At 68.0% G+C, this 19,919-nt stretch carries 19 protein-coding genes and 1 pseudogene; 3 read left to right on the top strand and 17 right to left on the bottom strand.

Translation table 11 applies throughout. The annotated features are described in order from the left end of the window. Nucleotides 1–228: pseudogene (locus tag ACT4N8_RS11830) on the top strand (2-keto-4-pentenoate hydratase); the annotation flags it as partial. A gap of 3 nt (nt 229–231) precedes the next feature. Here ACT4N8_RS11830 and ACT4N8_RS11825 read toward each other — a convergent pair. The 12 genes from ACT4N8_RS11825 to glmU all read right to left on the bottom strand — a co-directional run bounded on the left by ACT4N8_RS11825 (nt 232) and on the right by glmU (nt 13,541). Continuing rightward, nucleotides 232–753 (bottom strand): hypothetical protein, encoded by a 522-nt coding sequence (locus tag ACT4N8_RS11825; RefSeq protein WP_444858328.1) that lies wholly within the window; start codon nt 751–753, stop codon nt 232–234. Nucleotides 754–770: 17 nt separating this feature from the next. After that, a complete protein-coding gene (locus ACT4N8_RS11820) occupies nt 771–2,054 on the bottom strand; it encodes a TRAP transporter large permease (RefSeq protein ID WP_444858327.1) in 1,284 nt (427 codons plus the stop codon). Then, complete coding sequence (locus ACT4N8_RS11815) at nt 2,045–2,560, bottom strand: TRAP transporter small permease (RefSeq protein WP_444858326.1); 516 nt, start codon at nt 2,558–2,560, stop codon at nt 2,045–2,047. The genes ACT4N8_RS11820 and ACT4N8_RS11815 overlap by 10 nt, the downstream gene beginning before the upstream one ends. Continuing rightward, nucleotides 2,553–3,539, bottom strand: coding sequence for a TRAP transporter substrate-binding protein (locus ACT4N8_RS11810; protein ID WP_444858325.1), 987 nt, complete (start codon nt 3,537–3,539; stop codon nt 2,553–2,555). The genes ACT4N8_RS11815 and ACT4N8_RS11810 overlap by 8 nt, the downstream gene beginning before the upstream one ends. A gap of 141 nt (nt 3,540–3,680) precedes the next feature. Beyond that, nucleotides 3,681–4,613, bottom strand: coding sequence for an ornithine cyclodeaminase family protein (locus ACT4N8_RS11805; protein ID WP_444858324.1), 933 nt, complete (start codon nt 4,611–4,613; stop codon nt 3,681–3,683). Next, a complete protein-coding gene (locus tag ACT4N8_RS11800) occupies nt 4,610–5,488 on the bottom strand; it encodes a bile acid:sodium symporter family protein (protein ID WP_444858323.1) in 879 nt (292 codons plus the stop codon). The genes ACT4N8_RS11805 and ACT4N8_RS11800 overlap by 4 nt, the downstream gene beginning before the upstream one ends. Further along, nucleotides 5,485–6,606: a dipeptidase gene (locus tag ACT4N8_RS11795; RefSeq protein WP_444858322.1), complete on the bottom strand. Its 1,122-nt coding sequence runs from the start codon at nt 6,604–6,606 to the stop codon at nt 5,485–5,487. The genes ACT4N8_RS11800 and ACT4N8_RS11795 overlap by 4 nt, the downstream gene beginning before the upstream one ends. Before the next feature lie 40 nt (nt 6,607–6,646). Continuing rightward, on the bottom strand, nt 6,647–8,047 hold the full coding sequence (locus tag ACT4N8_RS11790) for a serine hydrolase domain-containing protein (RefSeq protein ID WP_444858321.1): 1,401 nt from the start codon (nt 8,045–8,047) through the stop codon (nt 6,647–6,649). Nucleotides 8,048–8,121: 74 nt separating this feature from the next. Continuing rightward, nucleotides 8,122–8,916 carry a LytR/AlgR family response regulator transcription factor gene (locus tag ACT4N8_RS11785; RefSeq protein WP_444858320.1) on the bottom strand — a complete coding sequence of 265 codons (795 nt, stop codon included), beginning with the start codon at nt 8,914–8,916 and terminating at the stop codon, nt 8,122–8,124. After that, nucleotides 8,906–10,297: an amidohydrolase family protein gene (locus tag ACT4N8_RS11780; protein WP_444858319.1), complete on the bottom strand. Its 1,392-nt coding sequence runs from the start codon at nt 10,295–10,297 to the stop codon at nt 8,906–8,908. Before ACT4N8_RS11780 ends, ACT4N8_RS11785 begins: the two co-directional genes overlap by 11 nt. A 59-nt stretch (nt 10,298–10,356) precedes the next feature. Beyond that, the gene (glmS, locus tag ACT4N8_RS11775) at nt 10,357–12,180 is read right to left on the bottom strand and encodes a glutamine--fructose-6-phosphate transaminase (isomerizing) (RefSeq protein WP_444858318.1); all 1,824 of its coding nucleotides are present in this window, start codon (nt 12,178–12,180) and stop codon (nt 10,357–10,359) included. Nucleotides 12,181–12,182: 2 nt separating this feature from the next. Beyond that, a complete protein-coding gene (gene glmU / locus ACT4N8_RS11770) occupies nt 12,183–13,541 on the bottom strand; it encodes a bifunctional UDP-N-acetylglucosamine diphosphorylase/glucosamine-1-phosphate N-acetyltransferase GlmU (protein WP_444858317.1) in 1,359 nt (452 codons plus the stop codon). A gap of 109 nt (nt 13,542–13,650) precedes the next feature. On the opposite strand from glmU, the gene ACT4N8_RS11765 reads away from it, so the two are divergent. Continuing rightward, nucleotides 13,651–15,438, top strand: coding sequence for a B12-binding domain-containing radical SAM protein (locus ACT4N8_RS11765; protein WP_444858316.1), 1,788 nt, complete (start codon nt 13,651–13,653; stop codon nt 15,436–15,438). A 17-nt stretch (nt 15,439–15,455) separates the two neighbouring features. Here ACT4N8_RS11765 and ACT4N8_RS11760 read toward each other — a convergent pair whose 3' ends face one another. The 5 genes from ACT4N8_RS11760 to ACT4N8_RS11740 form a co-directional block, all read right to left on the bottom strand. Beyond that, complete coding sequence (locus ACT4N8_RS11760) at nt 15,456–15,944, bottom strand: hypothetical protein (protein ID WP_444858315.1); 489 nt, start codon at nt 15,942–15,944, stop codon at nt 15,456–15,458. Between the two features lie 70 nt (nt 15,945–16,014). Continuing rightward, nucleotides 16,015–17,019 (bottom strand): nucleotidyltransferase domain-containing protein, encoded by a 1,005-nt coding sequence (locus tag ACT4N8_RS11755; protein ID WP_444858314.1) that lies wholly within the window; start codon nt 17,017–17,019, stop codon nt 16,015–16,017. Continuing rightward, nucleotides 17,016–17,879 carry an HprK-related kinase A gene (locus ACT4N8_RS11750; protein WP_444858313.1) on the bottom strand — a complete coding sequence of 288 codons (864 nt, stop codon included), beginning with the start codon at nt 17,877–17,879 and terminating at the stop codon, nt 17,016–17,018. Before ACT4N8_RS11750 ends, ACT4N8_RS11755 begins: the two co-directional genes overlap by 4 nt. Continuing rightward, entirely contained in the window at nt 17,876–18,154 is a 279-nt protein-coding gene (locus tag ACT4N8_RS11745; protein ID WP_444858312.1) for an HPr-rel-A system PqqD family peptide chaperone, read from the bottom strand. Before ACT4N8_RS11745 ends, ACT4N8_RS11750 begins: the two co-directional genes overlap by 4 nt. A gap of 16 nt (nt 18,155–18,170) precedes the next feature. Next, nucleotides 18,171–18,575, bottom strand: a complete 405-nt coding sequence (locus ACT4N8_RS11740; protein ID WP_444858311.1) for a hypothetical protein — start codon at nt 18,573–18,575, stop codon at nt 18,171–18,173. A gap of 95 nt (nt 18,576–18,670) precedes the next feature. Between ACT4N8_RS11740 and ACT4N8_RS11735 the strand changes: the two genes are divergently transcribed. Beyond that, nucleotides 18,671–19,819, top strand: coding sequence for an ATP-binding protein (locus tag ACT4N8_RS11735; RefSeq protein WP_444858310.1), 1,149 nt, complete (start codon nt 18,671–18,673; stop codon nt 19,817–19,819). The last annotated feature ends 100 nt before the right edge of the window (nt 19,820–19,919 follow it).

The following is a 19,919-nucleotide window of genomic DNA, read 5'->3' as shown; positions in this document are numbered from 1 at the left end:
GTCGTCGGCACCGGTCGCGCCGCCACATTTCCCGACGGAGCGATCGGCGCCGCCCGCTTCCTGTTCGAGCTGATGGCGCGACGCGGCATCGCGCTCGCGCCGGGCCCGTGGATATCCTCCGGCGCGGTGACCGGCGTTCACGACGCACGTCCTGGCCAGCGGATCGAAGCGCGTTTTTGCGACGGCCTCTCGGTCAGCTGCGACCTGGTGGCCGCCCGCCCCGAATAAGGCTCAGTGCGCCCACTCGCGGGTGAGCACGTCGGCCACCCGGCCGTTCCAGCGCACCTCGAGCTTCCGCTCGCCCTGATAGACTTCGTAGATGACGAGCCCGTCGGCCTGGACGCTTTCGATGACGCGGGTCGGGGCGAGCGCGGGGTCGGCGCCGCGCGCGGCGGCCTGGACCGGCGGCGGCGCGGCGGCGAAGTCGATGTCCCGCTGCGTTTCGACGACGCGCCAGACGCCATTCTCCTCCATGATGTCGAACTCGATCTCGGCGCCCTCGGCGGTGCGGCCCTCGATGTCGAAATAGCGCCGCCCCTCGCGCGTCTCCGCCTCGGCCTCGGCCGGGACGAAACCGGGCCGCGCCGCCTGAGCGGCTGCGAGCACCTCAGCCGGAACCTCGGCCAGCGGCACCTCGACCTTGCCCGAAGTCTGGACGCGATTGCTCTCGGCTGCGTTGCCTTGCGGCGCAGCCTCGTTCGCTTCCGGCCGGGCGCAGGCGGTCGCGGTGAGAAGCGCCAGGGCGATAGCCATCCTCATCTCTTCTCTCCTCAGGTGGCGAACCAGCGCGGCAGCGCCAGCGACAGCTCGGGCACGTAGCTGACCAGCAGCAGGGCGACGAGCAAAGCGCCATAGAACGGCCAGATCGTCCTCACCGTGCGCTCGACCGGAATCCCGCCCACCGCAGCGCCGACGAACAGCACCGAGCCGACCGGCGGCGTCACCAGCCCGATGCCGAGATTGAGCATCATGATGATCCCGAAATGGACCGGATCGATGCCTAGCGGCGCGAGCACGGGCAGAAAAATCGGCGTCGTGATCACGATCAGCGGCGCCATGTCCATGAAGGTGCCGAGCAGCAGCAGGATGACATTGACGATGAGCAGGATCAGGATCGGATTGTCGGTCAAAAAGCCGATCAGGCCCGCCATTCCCGCCGGCACCTCGAGGATCGCGAGCGCGAAGCCGAAGGCGGTGGCGGCGGCGATGATTAGCAGCACCATCGCGGTCGTCTTCACCGACTGCAGCGCCGCCGCGAGAAACTGCCGCCAGTCGAGCGTGCGATAGACGAAGAAACCGATCAGGATCGTATAGATGACCGCGATCGCCGAACTCTCGGTGGGCGTAAAGATGCCGCTTAGGATGCCGCCCATGATGATGATCGCGGTCATCAGCCCGGGGATGGCGAAGGTCGCGGCGCGCAGGAAGGGCCGCCAGCCCGGAAAGGTCCCGGCCGGATAGCCGCGCTTCACCGCCACCATCCAGGCCACGACCATCAGCAGCAGTCCAGTGAGGATTCCGGGCACGATCCCTGCGAGGAACAGATCGCCGATCGACACGCCCGTGCCCGAGGCGGCCGCGTAGATGATCATGTTGTGCGAGGGCGGGATGAGCAGGCCGACGATCGCCGCGGTCGCGGTCACGTTCACCGCATAATCGGTGTCGTAGCCCTTCTCCTTCATCAGCGGGATCAGGGTCGAACCCATCGCCGAGGCGCTGGCGATCGCCGAGCCGGAGACCGCGCCGAACAGCATCGAGGCGCCGACATTGACCTGCCCAAGCCCGCCCCGCGCGCGGCCGAACATCGCTTCCGCGACCTGCACCAGCCGCGTCGCGATCCCGGCCCGGTACATGAGGTCGCCAGCGAAGATGAAGAAGGGGATCGCCATCAGGTTGAAGACGCTCACCCCCGCCGCCATCCGCTGGAAGGCGACGACGAGCGGGATATCGAGCACGAAAAAGGCGGCGAGGCTCGCGCCGAGCAGCGCGAAGGCGACGGGCACGCCCAGCGCGAGCAGGACGGCGAGCGTCAGCAGGAGGACGGTCAGCTCCATCGCGCGTCCTCCTCCCGGGCGTCCGCGCTCTCTTCGCCGCGCGCATCCTCCAGGATGAGCTCGGCGGTGAAGAAGACGATGAGCAGGCCCGAAACCGGCAGCGGCAGATAGGCGACGCCGCGCGGCAGGCCGAGCGTCGGGATGACGTGGCTCCAGGTCCGCGCGACCAGCTCGCCGCCCCAGATGGCGAGCGCGACGCCGCAGCCGCCGACGACGAGATGGGCGAGGAGGCGCAGACGGCCGCGCAGCCGGGGCGAGACCGCGCTCTGCACGGCAAGGATGCGGATGTGGAAGCCTTCGCGCACGCCGGCGGCGGCGGCGAGGAAGACGAACCAGATCATCAGGGTCAGCGCCGCCTGCTCGGCCCAGGAGGGGCTGGAGTTGAGCACGTAGCGGCCGAACACCTGCCAGCCGATGATCGCGGTCATCGCCACCAACCCGGCCGCGCCGAGATGGAGCAAGGCCGCGCTCGCCGCGGCGTTCACCCGTTTGAGCCGGTCAAGCACTGCCCTCTCCCATCGCGACGATCGCCGCGACCAGCTCGCGCTGCGCCGGTGTCGTGACGAAGCTCTCCCAGACCGGTCGCATCCGCGCGCGGAAGGGCGCGGGATCGACCAGGTTCGCGCGCACGCCCGCGGCGAGCAACGCTTCGCGCGCCGAGGCCACGCGCGCGTCCCAGAGGCCGCGCATATAGGGCACCGAATCGCGGGCGCTCTCCATCACCACCTCGCGGTCCGCCGGGCTCAGCCGGTCCCAGCGCACCTTCGACATGAGCAGCACCTCGGGTGCCATCACATGGTTGGTCAGGCTGTAATAAGGCGCGACCTCGAAATGGCGGCCGCTCTCATAGGACGGCCAATTGTTCTCCGCCCCGTCGACGACACCCTGGACGAGCCCCTGATAGACCTCCCCCAGATCCATCGGCGTCGCATCGGCGCCAAGCGAGCGGATCATCGCGACGTAGAGGTCGGAATTCTGGACTCGGATCTTCATGCCGCGCAGATCGTCGGGCGTGCGGATCGGGCGGCGCGCATTGTAGAAGGAGCGCGCCCCGGAATCGTAGAAAGCGAGGCCGATCAGCCCATGCGGCTCGAGCGAGGCGAGCACGCGCCGCCCCGGCTCGCCGTCGAGCGCCCGGCGCATATGCGCCTCGCTCTCGAACAGGAAGGGCAGCGACGGCACGATCGTGAGCGACTCGATCGAATTGAGCGGCGCGAGATTGACCCGGTTGAGATCGAGCCCGCCGAAACTGGTGATCTCTAGCGTGTCACGCTCGGCACCGAGCTGGCCGCCGGGAAATAGAGTGAGCCGCAGCCGCCCCTGGGTACGTTCGGCGATCAGGTCGCCGAAATGGCGGAAGGCGCGCACGGTCGGATAGTCGGCCGGGTGGGTGTCAGTGCCGAACAGCCGGTCGCGGCTGCCGCCGCAGCCGGCGAGGCCAAGCGAGGCGAGCCCCGCGAGCAGGGTCCGGCGGTTTACGCGCACCCCGATTCGCTCTCGAATTGTCCTTCGCGCGCCTTCATCCGCACCCGTATCCAGTCCCGTGAGCGCCGCTCTTTCGGCAGCTGATCGGCATGATCTTGGCACAGAATGACACCGGTTACCAGACCCGGGCGACGAAGCAATTCACGGTCCCAGCTTCGCGAGGATGTGCCGCGCGGCGGCGAGATCCTGAACGATGCTGCCGAGCGATTTGTAGATGGTGATGTCGCTCGCGAACGTGCGCCCGGGGAGCGTGCCGGCCATGACGTCGCCGATCTCGCCGAGGACGTGCGAATCGTCGATCAGGCCCAGTTCCCTGGCGCGGAGGAACTCGGCGCCCTGCGCGAGCACGCCGGCGCGGTGATCGGCGAAGAAGCGGGCGCGGGCGACCAGGGCCGGATCGATCTCGACCGGCCCGGCGCGGCTCGAGCCGACCGCGTTGATATGCGTGCCCTCGGCGACCTGATCGGCGAACAGGATCGGCTCCGGGGCGGCGGTGACGGTGCAGACGATGTCCGCCTCGGCGACGGCGTCCGCCACCGAGGCCGTCGCCTCGCCGCCGACCCGCTCGGCGAAGGCGCGGGCGTGCTCGCCCGAGCGGCCCCAGATCGTGACTCGCTCGATCGCGCGTACCTCGCGGATCGCGAAGACGTGGCGCAGTGCCTGCTCGCCATAGCCGAGGATGGCGAGGCGCGAGGCGTCGGGCCGGGCGAGCGCGTCGGTGGCGGCGGCGGAAGCGGCGGCGGTGCGGATGGCGGTGATTTCACCGGCCTCCACAACTGCGCTCGGCGCGCCGGTTTCGGGATCGAAGAGGATGACGACGCCCTGGTGCGACATTTTCCCGAGCGCGAAATTGCCGGGGAAGACGCTGACCAGCTTGGCGCCGAAAGCGCCGCCCTCGAACGCGCCGGGCATGACGCCAAAGGCATTGCCCTCGCCCAGGTCCAGGATGCTGCGCAACAATTGGTGGGTGCGCCCCTGCGACAAGGCGATCATCGCCTCGCGCATCAGCGGGATGCACTCGGCATAAGGGAGCAGCCGGGCGACCTCCTCGGCGGAGACGAGCTTGAGCTTCATGTCTCGGCGGCGATCCGCCGCCGCAGCAGCCGGATCAGGATGGTGCCATTCAGGAGCATGATCACGCCGTAGATGTTCTGCGTGACCGCGAGCTCGAGGCTATCGAGGACGGTCAGCGTCAAGAAGATGGCGAGGGTGACGTTCTGCACGCCGATCTCGATCGCCAGGGTCATCGAATCGCGCCGCCCGACCCCGATCGCACGGCCGATGGCGAGGCCGGCCGCCATGCCCATGACGTTGAGCACCCAGATGGCGGGACCGACGCCCGCGAGGTTACGGAGCACCATCTCGAAGGCGACCGCGACCGAAAGTCCGATCACCGCGACGAGGACGACGAAGGCGGTGGGTCGGAGCCAGGGCACCATCCGCTCGGCGAGCGCGGGCCGGAAATGCCTGACGATCATGCCCAGGGACACCGGCAGCACCGTGATCGTGAAGAGCTGCAGCATCGTCGTCGGGATCGAGATGCTCGGCACTTCGCGCGTGCCGGCGAGGAACCAGGGCAAGGCCCAGCTCAGCAGGAAGGGGATGCTGAATACGGTGACGAGGCTGGTCAGCGCGGTCAGCACGATGGCGAGGGCGACATTGCCGCGGCCGACGAAGGTGAGCGCGTTGGAAGTTGTTCCGGCAGGGCAGATCGCGACGATGAACAGGCCGAGCGCCAGCTCCGGCGGCAGCTGAAACAGCGCGCCGATCGCGAGCGCGAGCAGCGGCAAAGCGACGAGCTGACCGGCGAGGCCGGCGCTCACCAGCCGCCCGCTCCTCAGGACCAGGCCGAAATCGCGGAGCTGAAGCGTCAGGCCCATGCTGAACATGATCAGCGCCAGCCCGACCGGCACGATCATCTGGAAGAAGGCGATAGCCTGTTCGCTCATCCGCCCCAGACCTCCCGCGCATAGGTCACGAAATTGCGCCCCATGATCTTCTCAATCCGGCTGCTCGAATAGCCGCGCCGCTCGAGCAGACCGACGAGGTCGCGGAACTGGTTGGGCCCGGAGAGGCGCTCGACAAACGGCAAAGTGTCCGGATTCTCGCCGCGCGCGCCGATGCCCACGGCGCGGCGCTCGGCGATCTCCTCGCGGATGCGGGTGCGATAGGCGGTCATGTCGTCGACCGCGGTAGTGCCGCCGTCGGTGCCGATCCCGACATGATCCTCGCCGCAGACGTTCACCGCATGATCGATATGGGCGACGACGTCCTCCGGCTCAGCGATGCTGTCGGGGCTGAGGAAGGGCATGAAATAGATGCCCACGAAGCCGCCGCCCTCGGCGACGAGGCGAAGCTCCGCGTCGCTCTTGTTGCGCGGCAGATCGGTGAGCGCGCGGCAGCCGGTATGGTTGATCGAGATCGGCACGCGCGAATGACGCGCGGCCTCGAGGCAGGTGCGCTCGCCGCTGTGCGAGAGATCGACCATGATCCGGCTCTCGTTGAGCGCCTCGATCACCTGCCGGCCCAGCGGCGTGATCCCGCGATTCTCCGGCGCCATCGAGCCGTCGCCGACGGCGTTCGCGGGATTGTAGGTGAGCTGGATGACCCGCACGCCGAGGTCCGCGAAAATGCGCGCGCGGCTCGCATCCTCACCGAACATCGCGCTGTTCTGGAAGCCGTAGATGACGCCAATCTTCCGCTCCGCCCGCGCACGAAGAATGTCGGCGGCGGCGAAGACCTTGAGGAGCGCATCCGGGTGGGCTCGGAGGCGCGAATCCCAGAAGGCGATCTCGCGCACCGTATATTCGAACGGCTCCATCTCGCCGGCGACGTAACCCAGGGTGACGTTGACCGCGTCCATGCCAGAGGCGCGGGCATCGGCGAGGACGCGCGCGTCGAGCTCGCGCCGGCGCGGGCCCGAGTCGGGAGGGCGATTGGAGTCGCCGAAGCCGCCCAGCGCGTTGACGATGAGGAGGTCGGCGGGATCGCCTTGCGCGAAGGCAGGCAAGGGCAAGGCGGCGGCGCCGAGCCCGGCGAGAAAGGCGCGACGATGGACTTCGCTCATCGCCCGGTCATGGCCGAAGGACGCGCGCTTGGCGAGCGATTCAGTCGATCCGATCGGCAACCCGCCAAGAGCCGCCGCTGATCGACGCGATCCGGCCGTCGGCATGGCGGGAGAAGCCGAGCAGGCGCTGCCCGTCGTCGCGGACGAACAGGTCCTCCCCAAGCGGCAGCCAGCGCTGGCCCCAGAAACGCAGCGTTCCATCTTCCGCGGCGGTCAGGATAAAGACCTGGCCCGCTGCTTCGGGGCAGGACCGACAGGCCAGACTGGACAGGTAGCGCCCGCCATATTGCGCGAGACGCGGCGCATCTTCAGGCCGGGCCTGTGGCACCGGACGGGGCGCGCCGGGCCAGAATCGGTCGAGCAAAGCTTGACGCACGCGGAATCGCAAATCGCTTCCTTCGCCATGATTGACGATGAAGAATCCGGCATTCTCGTCCGGAAACAGCACGAAAAGCGCGGAAAAGCCGCCAATGTCTCCGCCATGCTCGGCGATCCTGACGCCGTTCGCCAGATCGAGCTGCATGCCGAGTCCCCAGCCCGGCAGTGCCGGATGAATCGTCACCTGCTGCTCGAACATGGCGCGGACCAAGGGTGCAGGAAGAAGACGGCCTCCGCGTGGCGTCCGCCCTTCATCAAGCAGGGTGAGAAGCAGCCGGCCCATGTCGTCCGCCGTCGCAACCATCGAGGACGCCGGTGCGCTGACATAGAATTCGTGCGGCACCGGTCGTGCCTGCACATCGTCCAGCTCATAGCCCTGGGCGATGCCGCGCTCGTCTCCGCGCCGAATCATAAAGCGGCTGCGACTCATGCCGAGCGGCCGCAAGATATTGTCCGTGACATAGGTCTCGTACGGCGTGCCGCTGAGCTCCTCGACGAGGAGCCCCGCGAGCATGATTCCGTAAGTCGAATAGGCAGTCGCCCGGCCGGGTGCGCGGTAGCGTCTGAGGCGGGTGTTCAAGAAGGTGGCCATATCGGGCCGGCTTGCGCCGTCGAACTGGCGCCCGGGCAGTTCGTCCAGGCCGGTCCTATGGGATAATAAATGCCGCAGGGTCATCGGCACTTGTGGGTCGGCCGGCGCCAGAACGCGGCGAAGATGAGGATTGATATCCTCGTCGAGGCCGATTCTGCCCGGAGCCACGAGCTGGAGCGCGGCTATCGCGGTAACGACCTTTGTGATCGACGCGATCGGCCAGACCGTCCGATTCGGATCGGCCGGCACACCTGCGGCAGCATCGGCGAAGCCGTAGCCGCGGCGGTAAACGACGCGGCCATCCCGCACGAAAATGAATGCGGCGCCGGGCATACCGGTCGTGCGGAGTTCGGCCTCGATCAGCGGATCGACGACCGAGGCAATCGTCGCCGCGTCGATCCGGCGACCCGAGGCTCCGGCCGCAGGGTCAACCGTTAGCCAGAGGGAAGCAAGAAAGGCGAGCCACCTCATGCCCACACGTCCGCGCCAAAACCTGGCGTGGGCAAGCGGGGCGTGACGAACGGCGCCGAAAAGTGACGAAGGGTTCAGCCGAAGCGTGCGCCGACGGCTGTCCGATAGGAGCGGCCCACCGGAATCCTTGTCCCGCATCGCAGTATGACGGCTAGCCCTCCGCGTGGACGGCGCTCGACTGCAACGACATTGTCGACCCTCACCATGGCGCGACGGTGGATGCGGACGAATTCCGACGAGAGCATTCGTTCGAGATGTCCCATTGTCGCGCGCACGAGATGACGACCGGTCGCGGTATGAAGCCTCGCATAATTGCCCTGCGAGTCGATCCAATCAATCACGTCGGCGGGAACGTCGCGGCGCAGCGCACCCTCGTGCACCAATAAGGTAGGAGCGGGGTTCGGGGATTCGTGCTTCGCCTTTTCGGAGCGCCGTGCGGCGACAACGTGGGCGATGGCGATCAGCGCCCAGAAGGTGAAGATTTCCGAGGCATAATCCTCGGCGAGAATTTCCCCGAGCCGAAATACGCCGGGACGAAACCAATTGCCTACGACAACGAACATAGCCTCCTTGGCGACGGGCAGCGCCAGACTTGCCGAGAGATAGAGAGGCAGCGCGCGAGACCAATCCGCCGCCGTCAACGGAACACGCCGCGCCAACGCGAGCAGCAAGGGGAAGAAGAGCGAATAGATATACCATTCGCCGAGCCGCGCCTTGAGCAGCCCCAGCCAAGGCACTGTCGAGCCGCCATAATCGAGCCAGAAAGCCGATTGCAGCATTGAAATAAGCGCAAGCCCGGTGGCAATCGCAATCAAGGCAAGCGCCGAAATGCCCGAGCCGGCCCCGGTTTTTGAGACATCAATCCTCATCCGGCATCTCCTCGGAGCTGATCGGGCGGTAGTCGGCGCGGTCGAAGCGGCGGCCGTTCTTCACCGTGAAGAGAACGCTGCGCATGTTCGAAACGTCGGCGGTGGGGTCGCGCTCCAGCACGACGAGGTTGGCGAGATAATCCTCGGCGACGACGCCCATATTCTGCCCCTGCTCCATCGTCATCGCGCCGATCTGGGTGGCGGCGCGGATCGCCTCGAGCGGGGTCAGGCCGGCGCGCTCGACGAGCAGCTCGAGCTCGTCGAAGAGAGCGGGATAAGGCGCATCCCGTGGCGTGTCGCCATCGGTCCCGGCGGAGAGCAGGACGCCGGCGCGATGGGCTTGGGCGGTGAGCCGCGCGGCGAGATCGAGCGTGCAGTAAGGCGGCCGTTCGGGCGTCGCGCGGCGCTCGACCTCGCGATAGACGCGCAACGTGGGATCGAGGATGATTCCGGCCCGGCCCATGTCGCGGAACATGCGCGTCATCACCTGATTGTCGCCGCCCGCGAAGGGCGCGGGATCGATCGGCGAACGCGCCTGGTAGCTTTGCGGCCGCTCGTCCATCAGCTGATAGGCGAGGTAGCAGGTGTGGGAAATCACGTCGGGTCGTGCTGCGATGACCTCGGCGGGCGGGGTCGGAAAGACCATGCCGTGCGCCCAGACCTGCATACCCTGGCGGTGCGCCTCCTCGGTGAGGCTGCGAACCATGTCCGGCGGCAGGTTCGCGTAGATCTTGATCGCGATCGCGCCGGTACCGCGCGCGCGGGCGATGGCGAGGGGAAGATCGGTGGTCTCGTCTGCCGCCTGCATCCACGGCGCCGTGCCGGGCGCGAAACCCGCCGCAGCCGCCGCGGTGCGCGGGTCCTCGAAGAAGCTCGGTCCCGCGAAGATCGCGGCGAAATGGAGGTCGGGCCCGGCGATCTCGCCGGCACGCGCCTCACGGTCTAGCTCGGCGATGGCGCGCAGATCGTCCGCCATGATCCGCACCGCGGTGATCCCGGTGTAGAGCGCGCGCCGCATCAGAGCGGCGGCCTGGGCGCGGTTGGGCGGCGTCGCGAGATGCTGGTGGCTGTCGATCAGGCCTGGGAGGAGGAAGCGGCCGCGAAGATCGACGATCGCCGCGCCTTCAGTCTGCGCGGGCGCGAGCTCGGCTGCCGGAACCACCGCCTCGATCCGCGGCCCGTTGACGATCACCGCCATGTCGCGCCGGGCCGGTCCGCCCGTCCCGTCGATCAAAGTCGCGCCGCGATAGATGGTGCGCTCGCCGGCCTTGGCCGGCGCGAAGGGCGGCGCGGGCCGGGACGGCTGGGCGACCGCGCCGACGGCAAGAGACGCCGCCAACAGGCAGGCGATTCGAGTCAGCAAGGAACGGATCGAACGCACGGGCAGCCCCCTTGGCTGCAGGGATAGCAGGCGAGGCTCGGCTGGCAACGGAACTGAAGCTATTCGACGGTCACACTCTTCGCGAGGTTTCTCGGCTGGTCCACGTCCGTGCCCTTCGCGACCGCGACGTGATAGGCGAGGAGCTGAACCGGGACCGCATAGACGAGGGGCGCGATCAGCGGGTGGACCTTCGGCATCTCAATCGTCGCGATCGCCTTCTCGCCCGCCTCGGCGATCCCTTCCGCGTCGGAGATCAAGACGACCCGGCCGCCGCGCGCCTGCACCTCCTGCATGTTCGACACGGTCTTCTCAAAGAGCGGCCCGGAGGGCGCGATGACGATGATCGGGACATTGTCGTCGATCAGCGCGATCGGGCCGTGCTTCATCTCGCCCGCGGCATAGCCTTCGGCGTGGATGTAGCTGATTTCCTTCAGTTTCAGCGCACCTTCGAGGGCGAGCGGATAATCCTGGCCGCGGCCGAGATAGAGGACGTCGCGTGCCGCGGCGATGACCGGCGCCATCTCGCGAATCTCGTCGTCATGGCCAAGCGCAGCGTTGATTGCGGCGGGCGCCTCGGTGAGGTGGGCGACGATCTCTCGCTCCTCCGCCTCGCTCATCGTGCCCTTGTCGCGCGCGACCTTGGCGGCGAGCGCGGCGAGCACGGCGAGCTGGCAGGTGAAGGCCTTGGTCGACGCGACGCCGATCTCGGGGCCGGCATGGGTGGGGAGCAGCAGGTCCGCCTCGCGCGCCATCGAGCTGGTGGGCACGTTAACGACGACGGCGATCTTCTGCCCCTGCGCCCGGGCATGGCGAAGCGCGGCGAGCGTGTCGGCGGTCTCGCCCGATTGCGAGATGAAGAGCGCGAGCCCGCCCGCCTCAAGCACCGGATCGCGGTAACGGAACTCGCTCGCGACATCGAGGTCGCAGGGCACGCGGGCGAAGCGCTCAAGCCAGTATTTGGCGACCATGCCCGCGTAGAAGCTGGTTCCGCAGGCAACGATGGTGACGCGCGGCACCGGCGCGAAGGAGAAATCCATCTGCGGCAGCGCGACCTTCTGCTCGAGCGGCCGCAGGTACGAGCCAAGCGTCTGCGCGACCACCATCGGCTGCTCGAAAATCTCTTTCTGCATGAAGTGGGCGTGATTGCCCTTTTCGATGCGCACCGCGCTCGCGCCGGATTCGACCGTTTCGCGGGTGACCGGATTGTTGTCCTTGTCGAAGAGGCGGACCTCGTTATGGGTCACGACCGCCCAATCGCCTTCGTCGAGATAGGCGATGCGCTGGGTCAACGCGGCGAGGGCGATGGCGTCCGAGCCAAGATAGTTTTCATCCGTGCCATAGCCGACGGTGAGCGGGGCGCCGACGCGGGCGCCGACGATCATTCCAGGGTGATCGCGGAACAGGATCGCGAGCGCGAAGGCGCCGTGGAGGCGAGGCAGGACGGCGGCGACCGCGGCCTCGGGGTCCTTGCCCTGGCCGAGCTGGTCGGCGACGAGATGGGCGACGACCTCGCTGTCGGTCTCGCTCGAGAAGACGCGGCCCTTGGCCTGCATCTCCTCGCGCAACGCCTTGAAATTCTCGATGATGCCGTTGTGGACGACCGCGACGCCGTCGACGACGTGCGGATGGGCATTGCCGACCGTGGGCGCGCCGTGGGTCGCCCAGCGGGTGTGGGCGATGCCGATGCTGCCGGGGAGCGGCGCGGCGTCGAGCTCGCGCCGGAGATTGTCGAGCTTGCCCTCCGCCCGGCGGCGCTCGAGCGCGCCGTCGACCAGCGTGCAGATGCCCGCCGAATCATAGCCGCGATATTCGAGCCGCCTAAGGCCGTCCATCAGCCGCGGCGCCGCCGCCTCATTGCCGACAATTCCGATGATTCCACACATGGTTACGCTTGTTTCTTCTTTTTCGTTGTCATTGCGTCCCGGAAGCGTTTCGCGAGGCCGGGCTTCTCGGTCTGCTCGCCCCGGGCGAGGGCGATCGCGTCCGGAGCGACGTCGCGGACGATCACCGAGCCGGCGGCCACGAGCGCGCCCTTGCCGATCGTCACGGGGGCGACCAGCGCGCTGTTCGAGCCGATGAAGGCCCCGGCCCCGATCACCGTCCGATATTTGAAGAAGCCGTCATAATTGCAGGTGATCGTGCCGGCGCCGATATTGGCGCCCGCGCCGATCTCCGCGTCGCCGAGATAGGCGAGGTGATTGGCCTTGGCGCCCTTACCGAGCGCGGCCTTCTTGACCTCGACGAAATTACCGACGCGGGCCTCCTCGCCGATTTCGGCACCGGGCCGAAGCCGGGCGAAGGGGCCGATTTGTGCGCCGTCGGCGACGGTGGCGCCCTCGAGATGGGAGAAGGCGCGAATACGCACTCCAGAGCCAATCGTGACCCCGGGACCGAAGAAGACATTCGGCTCGATGATCGTGTCGCGTCCGATCTTCGTATCGTACGCGAACCAGACGTTCCGCGGGTCGATCAAGGTCACCCCGTCCATCATCATCTCGGCCCCACGGATCACCTGCCAGCGCCACTCCAGCTCGGCCAGCTCGTCGCGGGTGTTGACGCCTGCGCATTCGTACGGGCTGACCTCGATCACGGCGGAGGAACGTCCGTCATCGCGCGCGATCATGACGATGTCGGGCAAATAATATTCACCCGCAGCATTGTCGTTCCCGACGCGAGCAAGCAGCGGCCATAAGTCAACGGAACGCACCGCCATCATGCCCGAATTGCACAGGTCGATACGGCGCTCCTCCTCGCTCGCATCCTTCCACTCGACCATCTTTTCGATGATCCCGTCAGGCCCAGCGACGATTCGGCCGTAGCGCCACGGATCCTGCGGACGAAAGGCGACAACAGTCGCCGCCGGCGCGTCGGGAGCATGAAGCCGCTCGATCATCTTGCGCATCGTCTCGGCGCTGACGAAGGGCACGTCGCCGTAGAGGATCAGCACATCGCCTTCGAAGCCGGCCAGCGCGGCTTCGGCCTGCCGGACGGCATGGGCCGTCCCGTGCTGCGGGTCCTGCACGACCACGTCGGCGCCGAGCGGCGCGACCACGGCCTCGACCTGCTCCTTCAATGACCCCGCGATCACGACCTTGCGCGCGGGGCCGAGTTCGTCGACCGCGGCGAGGAGATGCAGCAGCATCGGCCGCCCCGCGATCGGATGCAGCACCTTATGCAGATCGGATTTCATCCGCGTGCCCTTGCCGGCGGCGAGGATCACGGCGGCCAACGGCCTCGTCGTCATGCGGCTCCCATCCCGTCGCGCCCACTGCCACGGAAACCTTGCCATTTCCATAGCCTTGGCCGGACATGGAGCGCTGGCGCCCCGACCGGCAACGAGCTATGCTCGGCCCATGGGGGATCAGGTCGAGACCTTCGACTTCGTGATGATCAAGCCGTCGCACTATGACGACGACGGCTATCCGATCGTCTGGTGGCGGACGATCCTCCCCTCCAACTCGCTCGCCGCGCTGAACGGCCTGACGCGCGACGCCGCCGAACGGCGGGTGCTGGGCCCCGACGTCCGCATCAACCAGTTCCCGATCGACGAGTGCAACCAGCATGTCGTGCCGGCTAAGATCATCCGCGACATCAGGAAGCGCGGGGCGAAGGCTTTGATCGGCCTGGTCGGCGTCCAGTCCAACCAGTTCCACCACGCGCTCGACCTCGCCCGCGAGTTCCGCGCCGCCGGTCTGCCGGTGGTGATCGGCGGCTTCCACGTCTCGGGTTGCCTGTCGATGCTCAAGGACATCCCGGCCGAGATTCAGGAAGCGCTCGACATGGGCTGCTCGCTCTTCGCCGGCGAGGCCGAGGAGGGGCGGCTCGACCAAGTCTTCGTCGATGCCTGGAACGGCGAGCTGAAGCCGATCTACAATTACCTCAAGGACCTGCCCAGCATCGCCAACGTTCCCGTCCCGTGGATGCCGAAGCGATCGCTTGAGCGGAATTCGGGCCAGTGGTCGAGCTTCGACCTCGGCCGCGGCTGCCCATTCCAGTGCAGCTTCTGCACGATCATCAACGTCCAGGGTCGCAAGAGCCGGTTCCGCACCGCCGACGATCTGGAAGGGATCATCCGCGAGAATCTGGCACAGGGAATCAAGGCCTTCTTCATCACCGACGACAATCTCGCCCGCAACAAGGATTGGGAGAGCTTCTTCGACCGGCTGATCAAGCTGCGCGAGGAGGACGGGCTCAAGGCCAATCTCACGATCCAGGTCGATACGCTCTGCCACCGGATTCCCAACTTCATCGACAAGGCAAAGCGCGCCGGGGTGACGCGCGCCTTCGTCGGTCTCGAGAACATCAATCCGGACAATCTGCTCGCCGCCAACAAGCGGCAGAACAAGATCACCGAATATCGCCACCTCTTCCAGCAATTCCACGAGCGCGGCATCTTCACGCTCGCCGGCTACATTCTCGGCTTTCCCGGCGACACCAAGGAATCGATCCTGCGCGACATCGAGATCATCAAGCGCGAGCTGCCGGTCGACATCCTCGAATTCTTTTTCCTGACCCCGCTTCCCGGCTCCGAGGACCACCGCAGACTGCTCGACGCCGGCGCCTGGATGGACCCGGACCTCAACAAATACGATCTCCACCACCGCGTCTCTCACCACGACACCATGTCCGACGCGGAATGGGACGATGCGTACAAGGCCGCCTGGGACGCCTATTTTACCTGGGAGCATATGGAGACCGTGACCCGGCGCCATGCCCGGCTGCAGGGCGGGAGGCCGAAAAAGGCGCTGCAATATCTGATCGAGTTCAGCCTGCTCTACTTCAACGAGCGGGTGCACACGTTGGAAGGCGGCGTGGTCCGCCGCAAGCGCCGCAAATCGCGCCGGCCGACGCTGCCGATCGAGCCGGCCATCCTCTTCTATCCCAATTTCGTCCTGGAGTGCGCGCGCAAAGGCTGGAATTATTGGCGCGGCTTCCGGAAGGCGAAGCAGCTGCTGAAGCGGGTCGTCAACGACCCCGCGCGTTACGACTATAGCGACCTCGCCATCCGCCCGCTCAACCACAACGAGCTCGCCGCCCTCGATCTCTTCCACGAGACGCGCGGCGGCGAGGCGGCGGTCGAGAAGGAGGCGCGTCAGGAGGCGCGGATCAAGGCCGTGCAGGCGACCCACCAGGCCGCCTGACGTTCATCGACGGCGGATTAGCGCGCGCGGCGATAGCGATAGTCGAAGGTCGTGCTCCAGGTCGCGCCATTGTCGCGCGACATTTCGAGAATGCGGCCGCTCTCGTCGTCCGACACGCGCGTCATCGTCATCCGGAAGCGGACCGGCGTGCCGTCGCGCAGCGTGACGTCGCCGCCGAGAACCAGCGGCCAGGCGCCGGGCGGCGAGACCGGACGGAATTCGCGGACCATGTCGGTGGCGCCCACGAACAACTGGGTCCAACCCCCGTCCCGCTCGAAGCGCGCGAACCAGAGCGGCTGCGCCTCCCGCTCGCCGACCCGGCGCTCCTCGTAGAGCATCGCTGCCGGCGCCTGGACGACGACGCGGGAGCGCCCGATCTCAGCGCCGGCGGCATCGTGCAACGTCCATTCGCCGGCGAGGAAATCGAGTTGCGACTCGGCCGGCGCCTGGGCGGCGGCCGGAGCGGCGAGAGCGAAGAGGATGAGAGCGGTGGGCAGGCGCAACATGGTGCGCTCCTTTGAGTTGCGAGCCCAGGCCAGGATGCACGGCTATTCCGGACCGCGCAACCCGCCCACCTCAGCGCGTCGCCTTGATCCAGAGGTGGCGGGCGAGCATCAGCGGCGGCATGCGCAGCCAGTGGCCGCGCAAATAGAAGGCGAAGCGCAGCCACTTGCGCTTCTCCTGGCCCCAGCCGTTGCGGGCGAGCAGCCGGGCGCGGAACAGCGAATCGGTCACGCGCCGCGTCCGCCAGCTCGGCGGGACCGGCGTCGCATAGAGATCGCGCGACAGGGTGACGGCGCGCGCGACGGCGGCGCGAAGCTGATGCCGTTCCGCGCGCCAGCCGAGCTTCGTCCAGAAATCGCGGTCGGCGGCGGCGAACTGGCGGAGCAGCCGGTCGATGTCCCAGAGGTTGCGCAGGCCCCCCGCGAGATCGCCATCCGCGAAGAGATGGGCGGCGGCGTGGATCACCATGTCCTCGGGCGAGAGGATGCGCAGGCCGTTCTCCAGAACGACGCTGTCGGCGATCAAAGCGGTGGCGTCGGGTCTTGGCCGGGCGGTGAGCGGCAGGATGGTGTGATGGACGTCGATCATCCGGTCGCGGGTGCGGTGCACCAGCGGCGGCAGCTCGTGCATCCAGCGCCGGTAATATTGATCGTCATAGCCGTCGGCGGCTTTCATCCGCTCCCAGCCGGCGGCGATCAGCACCGATTCAACCTCTTCGATCCGGTCACGCGGGACGAGAATGTCGAGATCGCCGACCGAGCGGCCGACGCTCGCGTCGAGGCCGGCGGCGTGGAAGGCGGTGCCCTTGAGCAGGATCATGGGCACATTGAGGTCCGCGGTGGCGCGGCGCGCCATTTCGGCTTCCCACAGCGCCTGGGTCCGCGCCTGCGCGGCGTCGCGGCGGGCGGCGGCGAGGATCGCCTCGACGCGGGGCGGCACCGCTTTTCCCTCAAGGCGGAAAGCGAGGCTGCCGATCAACTGCTCGGCGCGCGCGGCGGCGATCAGCGCCGACCAGTCGCACTCGCCGACCGAATCCGGATCGCGCAGTGCGCGGACGAGGAGGCGCGCGTCCTTCATGCCGCCTCGCGCCAGAGCTCTTCGACCAGCTCGATCGCGGTGTCGGTATCGGGATAGTCGATCGCCGCCGACGGGCAGCCCGCAACCAGCCCGGCCAGCGCATCGAAGCCGGCGCGGCCGAGCGAGACGTAATTGGTCGAGGCCTGGGTCAAGCGCATGAAAATCTCGGCCTGGCCGACGGGCCGCACCGCCTCGGCCTCGCCGAAGCGCGGAAAGAGGATCAGGGCAGGCTTGGCCGCCTCGCCCATCCCGGCCAGCGCCTCTGCGTTGGGACGGAGGTGACGGATCGTGCCCTTGGGCGTGCCTTCGAGCGCGGGACCGAATCGCTCCGCCGCCACCTCACCCTCCATCACCCGGATCGCGCCGTTCTTGAGGCTGATCGCGCGGGGGAACGGCCTGAGGCGGCCGTCGTCGAGATCGAGCAGGGCGAATTCATCGCCCATCAGCCGCCAGCCGCGTTCGCCGAGCAAGGCGGCAAGCGTCGATTTTCCGGCCCCCGATTCGCCGGTCATGATCAGCGCGCGGCCGTCCTTCTCTACGCTCGAGGCATGGAGCAGGAGGAAGCGCTTCTGGCCGAGCGCCATCTGCAGGTTCATGCCCATCTCGGCGGCGAGGAGCCCCATGGCGAGCGGCAGAGGCGCGGCGTCGGGGAGGATATAGTCGCCGTGAATCGCGACTGAGGGCCGGACCCAGCGCCGCCACGGCTTTTCGGGTTCGAGCCGGACGGTGAAGTCGCAAATCCCGTCCTCGGGCGCCGGATAGGCGGCGTAGAGGCTGGCGAGCGCATCGAGCGGCGCGCGCCAGGCGGAACCGACGCGGAAGGCGACCGGGCCGACCTGGAAGGCGAGCTGGTGCCTCATGCCCGGCGCACCAGTCCGGCCTGCTCGAGCTCGTCGAGCCGCGCCGCGACGACATCATTCCCGATCTCGTCTTCGAAATCGTAACGCGCCTGGAGCCGCGCCAGTAACTCGGCCACGTCCGCCGGCCCCTCGCGCAAGGCTGCGAGGATCTCCGGCGCGGGCGGGGCGACGATATGGGTCGTGCCCGAGGGCGCGTGGAACAGGATGGAGAGGCCGTCGAGCGCGACGCAGGCGAGCGCCCCTTCCGGATCGGCGATGTAGCGGGGGGCGGCCATCAGCGGCCCGCCCGGATCAGCGCGGCATCTGCAGCGAGGCGTAGCAGGTGAAGCCGCTCATCCCCGACTGCAGGCGCCGAATGTAATTGGCATAGGCCTGAGCGGATTGCGGATTGACCCCCGGCGGCGTCGAGCCGCGCAGCAGCACGCGCGCTTCCTCGCCGCGCAGCGGCCGCGCCAGCGGCGGCACGGCGCCGGGCGTACCGGGCGCGACCAGACTCCCGTCGGCGGCGATATGGTTGCCCGCCGCGTGCGGCCCGGGGACTGGGATTTCGCAATTGAGCACCGAGCCCGCCGTCTGGGCGAGCGCCGGCCGGATCGTGACCACGGTCGAGGCCGCGGCGGCGCCCATGAAGAGGACGGTCCGCCGGCTGGGGACGAGATCGCCCGCTGCTGCCTTGCTGTCGTCAGTGCCGCTCATGAAAAATCCGATACACGCCTGCCATTTAATAAGGGTAAAGCCGGGGCATAGCGAGCGGGGGGCGGAGCCGCGTCCCGCATCGGGACGGAGCGCGGATGACCTCTTACCTGCTTGTCGGATTCGCCGCCGCTTTGCTCGGCGCCGTGATCGCGCTCGCGCTCGGCCGGCGAGCCTCCGACGAGCAGCAGGCGCCGGCCGGCGCCGCGGCGGATGTCGAGCCCGGCGACCCGCGCGCCAGCCTGCTCGCGGCCTTCGAGGAGCCGGTGCTGATCGTCCGCGACCGCAAGGTCGCGGCGGCCAACGACGCGGCGCGCGCGCTGCTCGGCGCCCATATCGAGGGCGTCGACGTCCGCCTCGCCATCCGCCACCCGGCCGCCGCCGAGCGGCTCGCCGGGCCGCCCGCCGACCCGGCGCAGGAGGAAAAGCTCCACGCCGAAATCATCGGCCTCGGCGAGGCCAGCCGACCCTGGCTGATGAGCGTCGCCCCGCTCGGCGACGGCAGCCGGCTGGTCCGTCTCGTCGACCAGAGCCAGGCCCGGGCGGCGGAGCAGATGCGGGTCGATTTCGTTGCAAACGCGAGCCACGAACTGAGAACGCCCCTCGCCACCCTGCTCGGCTTCCTCGAGACGCTTCAGGACGACGAGGCGGGGGGCGACGCCGAAACCCGCGCGCGCTTTCTCAAGATCATGTTCGACGAGGCGACGCGGATGCGCGACCTGCTCGACGACCTCATGTCGCTGTCGCGGATCGAGGCGGAGCGCTTCGCCCTCCCCCGCGAGACGGTCGACCTCGTGTCCCTCGTCGAGCAGGCGAAGGTGGCGCTGAAGCCGCTGCTTAGCGGGCGCAAGCTGGTGCTGGAGAACGAGGCGAGCGGCGCGCGCGTCGCCGGCGACCGCGGCCAGCTCGCGCAATTGCTCAACAATCTCCTCGTCAACGCGCTCAAATATGGCCGGCCCGGCACGCCGGTGCGCGTCCGGATCGCGCCGGACGGAGAAATGGTCCGCCTTTCGGTGATCGACCAGGGCGAAGGGATCGAGGCTGAGCATATCCCGCGCCTCACCGAGCGCTTCTACCGGGTCGACGCCAGCCGCAGCCGTCAGGTCGGGGGCACCGGCCTCGGCCTCGCCATCGTCAAGCATATCGTCCTGCGCCACCGCGGGCGGCTGGAGATCGCCAGCACGATCGGAACCGGAACCGAGGTCAGCGTTTACCTCCCCCGGGCGGATGTAACAGAAACGTCATGAAGCTGACGCCGCTGCGTCACGCACGGCACATAGACGCGTCACCGAACTGACGCGGAGGCATCATGATCGGGCGAATTTTCGGGTTGCTTCTGGCCGGCTC

Source organism: Sphingosinicella sp. (genome assembly GCF_052387495.1).
Lineage (GTDB): Bacteria > Pseudomonadota > Alphaproteobacteria > Sphingomonadales > Sphingomonadaceae > Allosphingosinicella.
Note: the sequence above shows the minus strand (reverse complement) of the source record. Positions and strands in the feature narration are given on the sequence as shown.

Coding starts and splice junctions, on each gene's coding strand:
- ACT4N8_RS11805 (WP_444858324.1), bottom strand. CDS start 4,613: ATGAAGCTCAAGCTCGTCTCCGCCGAGGAGGTCGCCCGGCTGCTCCCT.
- ACT4N8_RS11740 (WP_444858311.1), bottom strand. CDS start 18,575: ATGAGCGGCACTGACGACAGCAAGGCAGCAGCGGGCGATCTCGTCCCC.
- ACT4N8_RS11795 (WP_444858322.1), bottom strand. CDS start 6,606: ATGAGCGAAGTCCATCGTCGCGCCTTTCTCGCCGGGCTCGGCGCCGCC.
- glmS (WP_444858318.1), bottom strand. CDS start 12,180: ATGTGTGGAATCATCGGAATTGTCGGCAATGAGGCGGCGGCGCCGCGG.
- ACT4N8_RS11765 (WP_444858316.1), top strand. CDS start 13,651: ATGGGGGATCAGGTCGAGACCTTCGACTTCGTGATGATCAAGCCGTCG.
- ACT4N8_RS11750 (WP_444858313.1), bottom strand. CDS start 17,879: ATGAGGCACCAGCTCGCCTTCCAGGTCGGCCCGGTCGCCTTCCGCGTC.
- ACT4N8_RS11800 (WP_444858323.1), bottom strand. CDS start 5,488: ATGAGCGAACAGGCTATCGCCTTCTTCCAGATGATCGTGCCGGTCGGG.
- ACT4N8_RS11785 (WP_444858320.1), bottom strand. CDS start 8,916: ATGAGGATTGATGTCTCAAAAACCGGGGCCGGCTCGGGCATTTCGGCG.
- ACT4N8_RS11745 (WP_444858312.1), bottom strand. CDS start 18,154: ATGGCCGCCCCCCGCTACATCGCCGATCCGGAAGGGGCGCTCGCCTGC.
- glmU (WP_444858317.1), bottom strand. CDS start 13,541: ATGACGACGAGGCCGTTGGCCGCCGTGATCCTCGCCGCCGGCAAGGGC.
- ACT4N8_RS11820 (WP_444858327.1), bottom strand. CDS start 2,054: ATGGAGCTGACCGTCCTCCTGCTGACGCTCGCCGTCCTGCTCGCGCTG.
- ACT4N8_RS11735 (WP_444858310.1), top strand. CDS start 18,671: ATGACCTCTTACCTGCTTGTCGGATTCGCCGCCGCTTTGCTCGGCGCC.
- ACT4N8_RS11790 (WP_444858321.1), bottom strand. CDS start 8,047: ATGAGGTGGCTCGCCTTTCTTGCTTCCCTCTGGCTAACGGTTGACCCT.
- ACT4N8_RS11760 (WP_444858315.1), bottom strand. CDS start 15,944: ATGTTGCGCCTGCCCACCGCTCTCATCCTCTTCGCTCTCGCCGCTCCG.
- ACT4N8_RS11755 (WP_444858314.1), bottom strand. CDS start 17,019: ATGAAGGACGCGCGCCTCCTCGTCCGCGCACTGCGCGATCCGGATTCG.
- ACT4N8_RS11825 (WP_444858328.1), bottom strand. CDS start 753: ATGGCTATCGCCCTGGCGCTTCTCACCGCGACCGCCTGCGCCCGGCCG.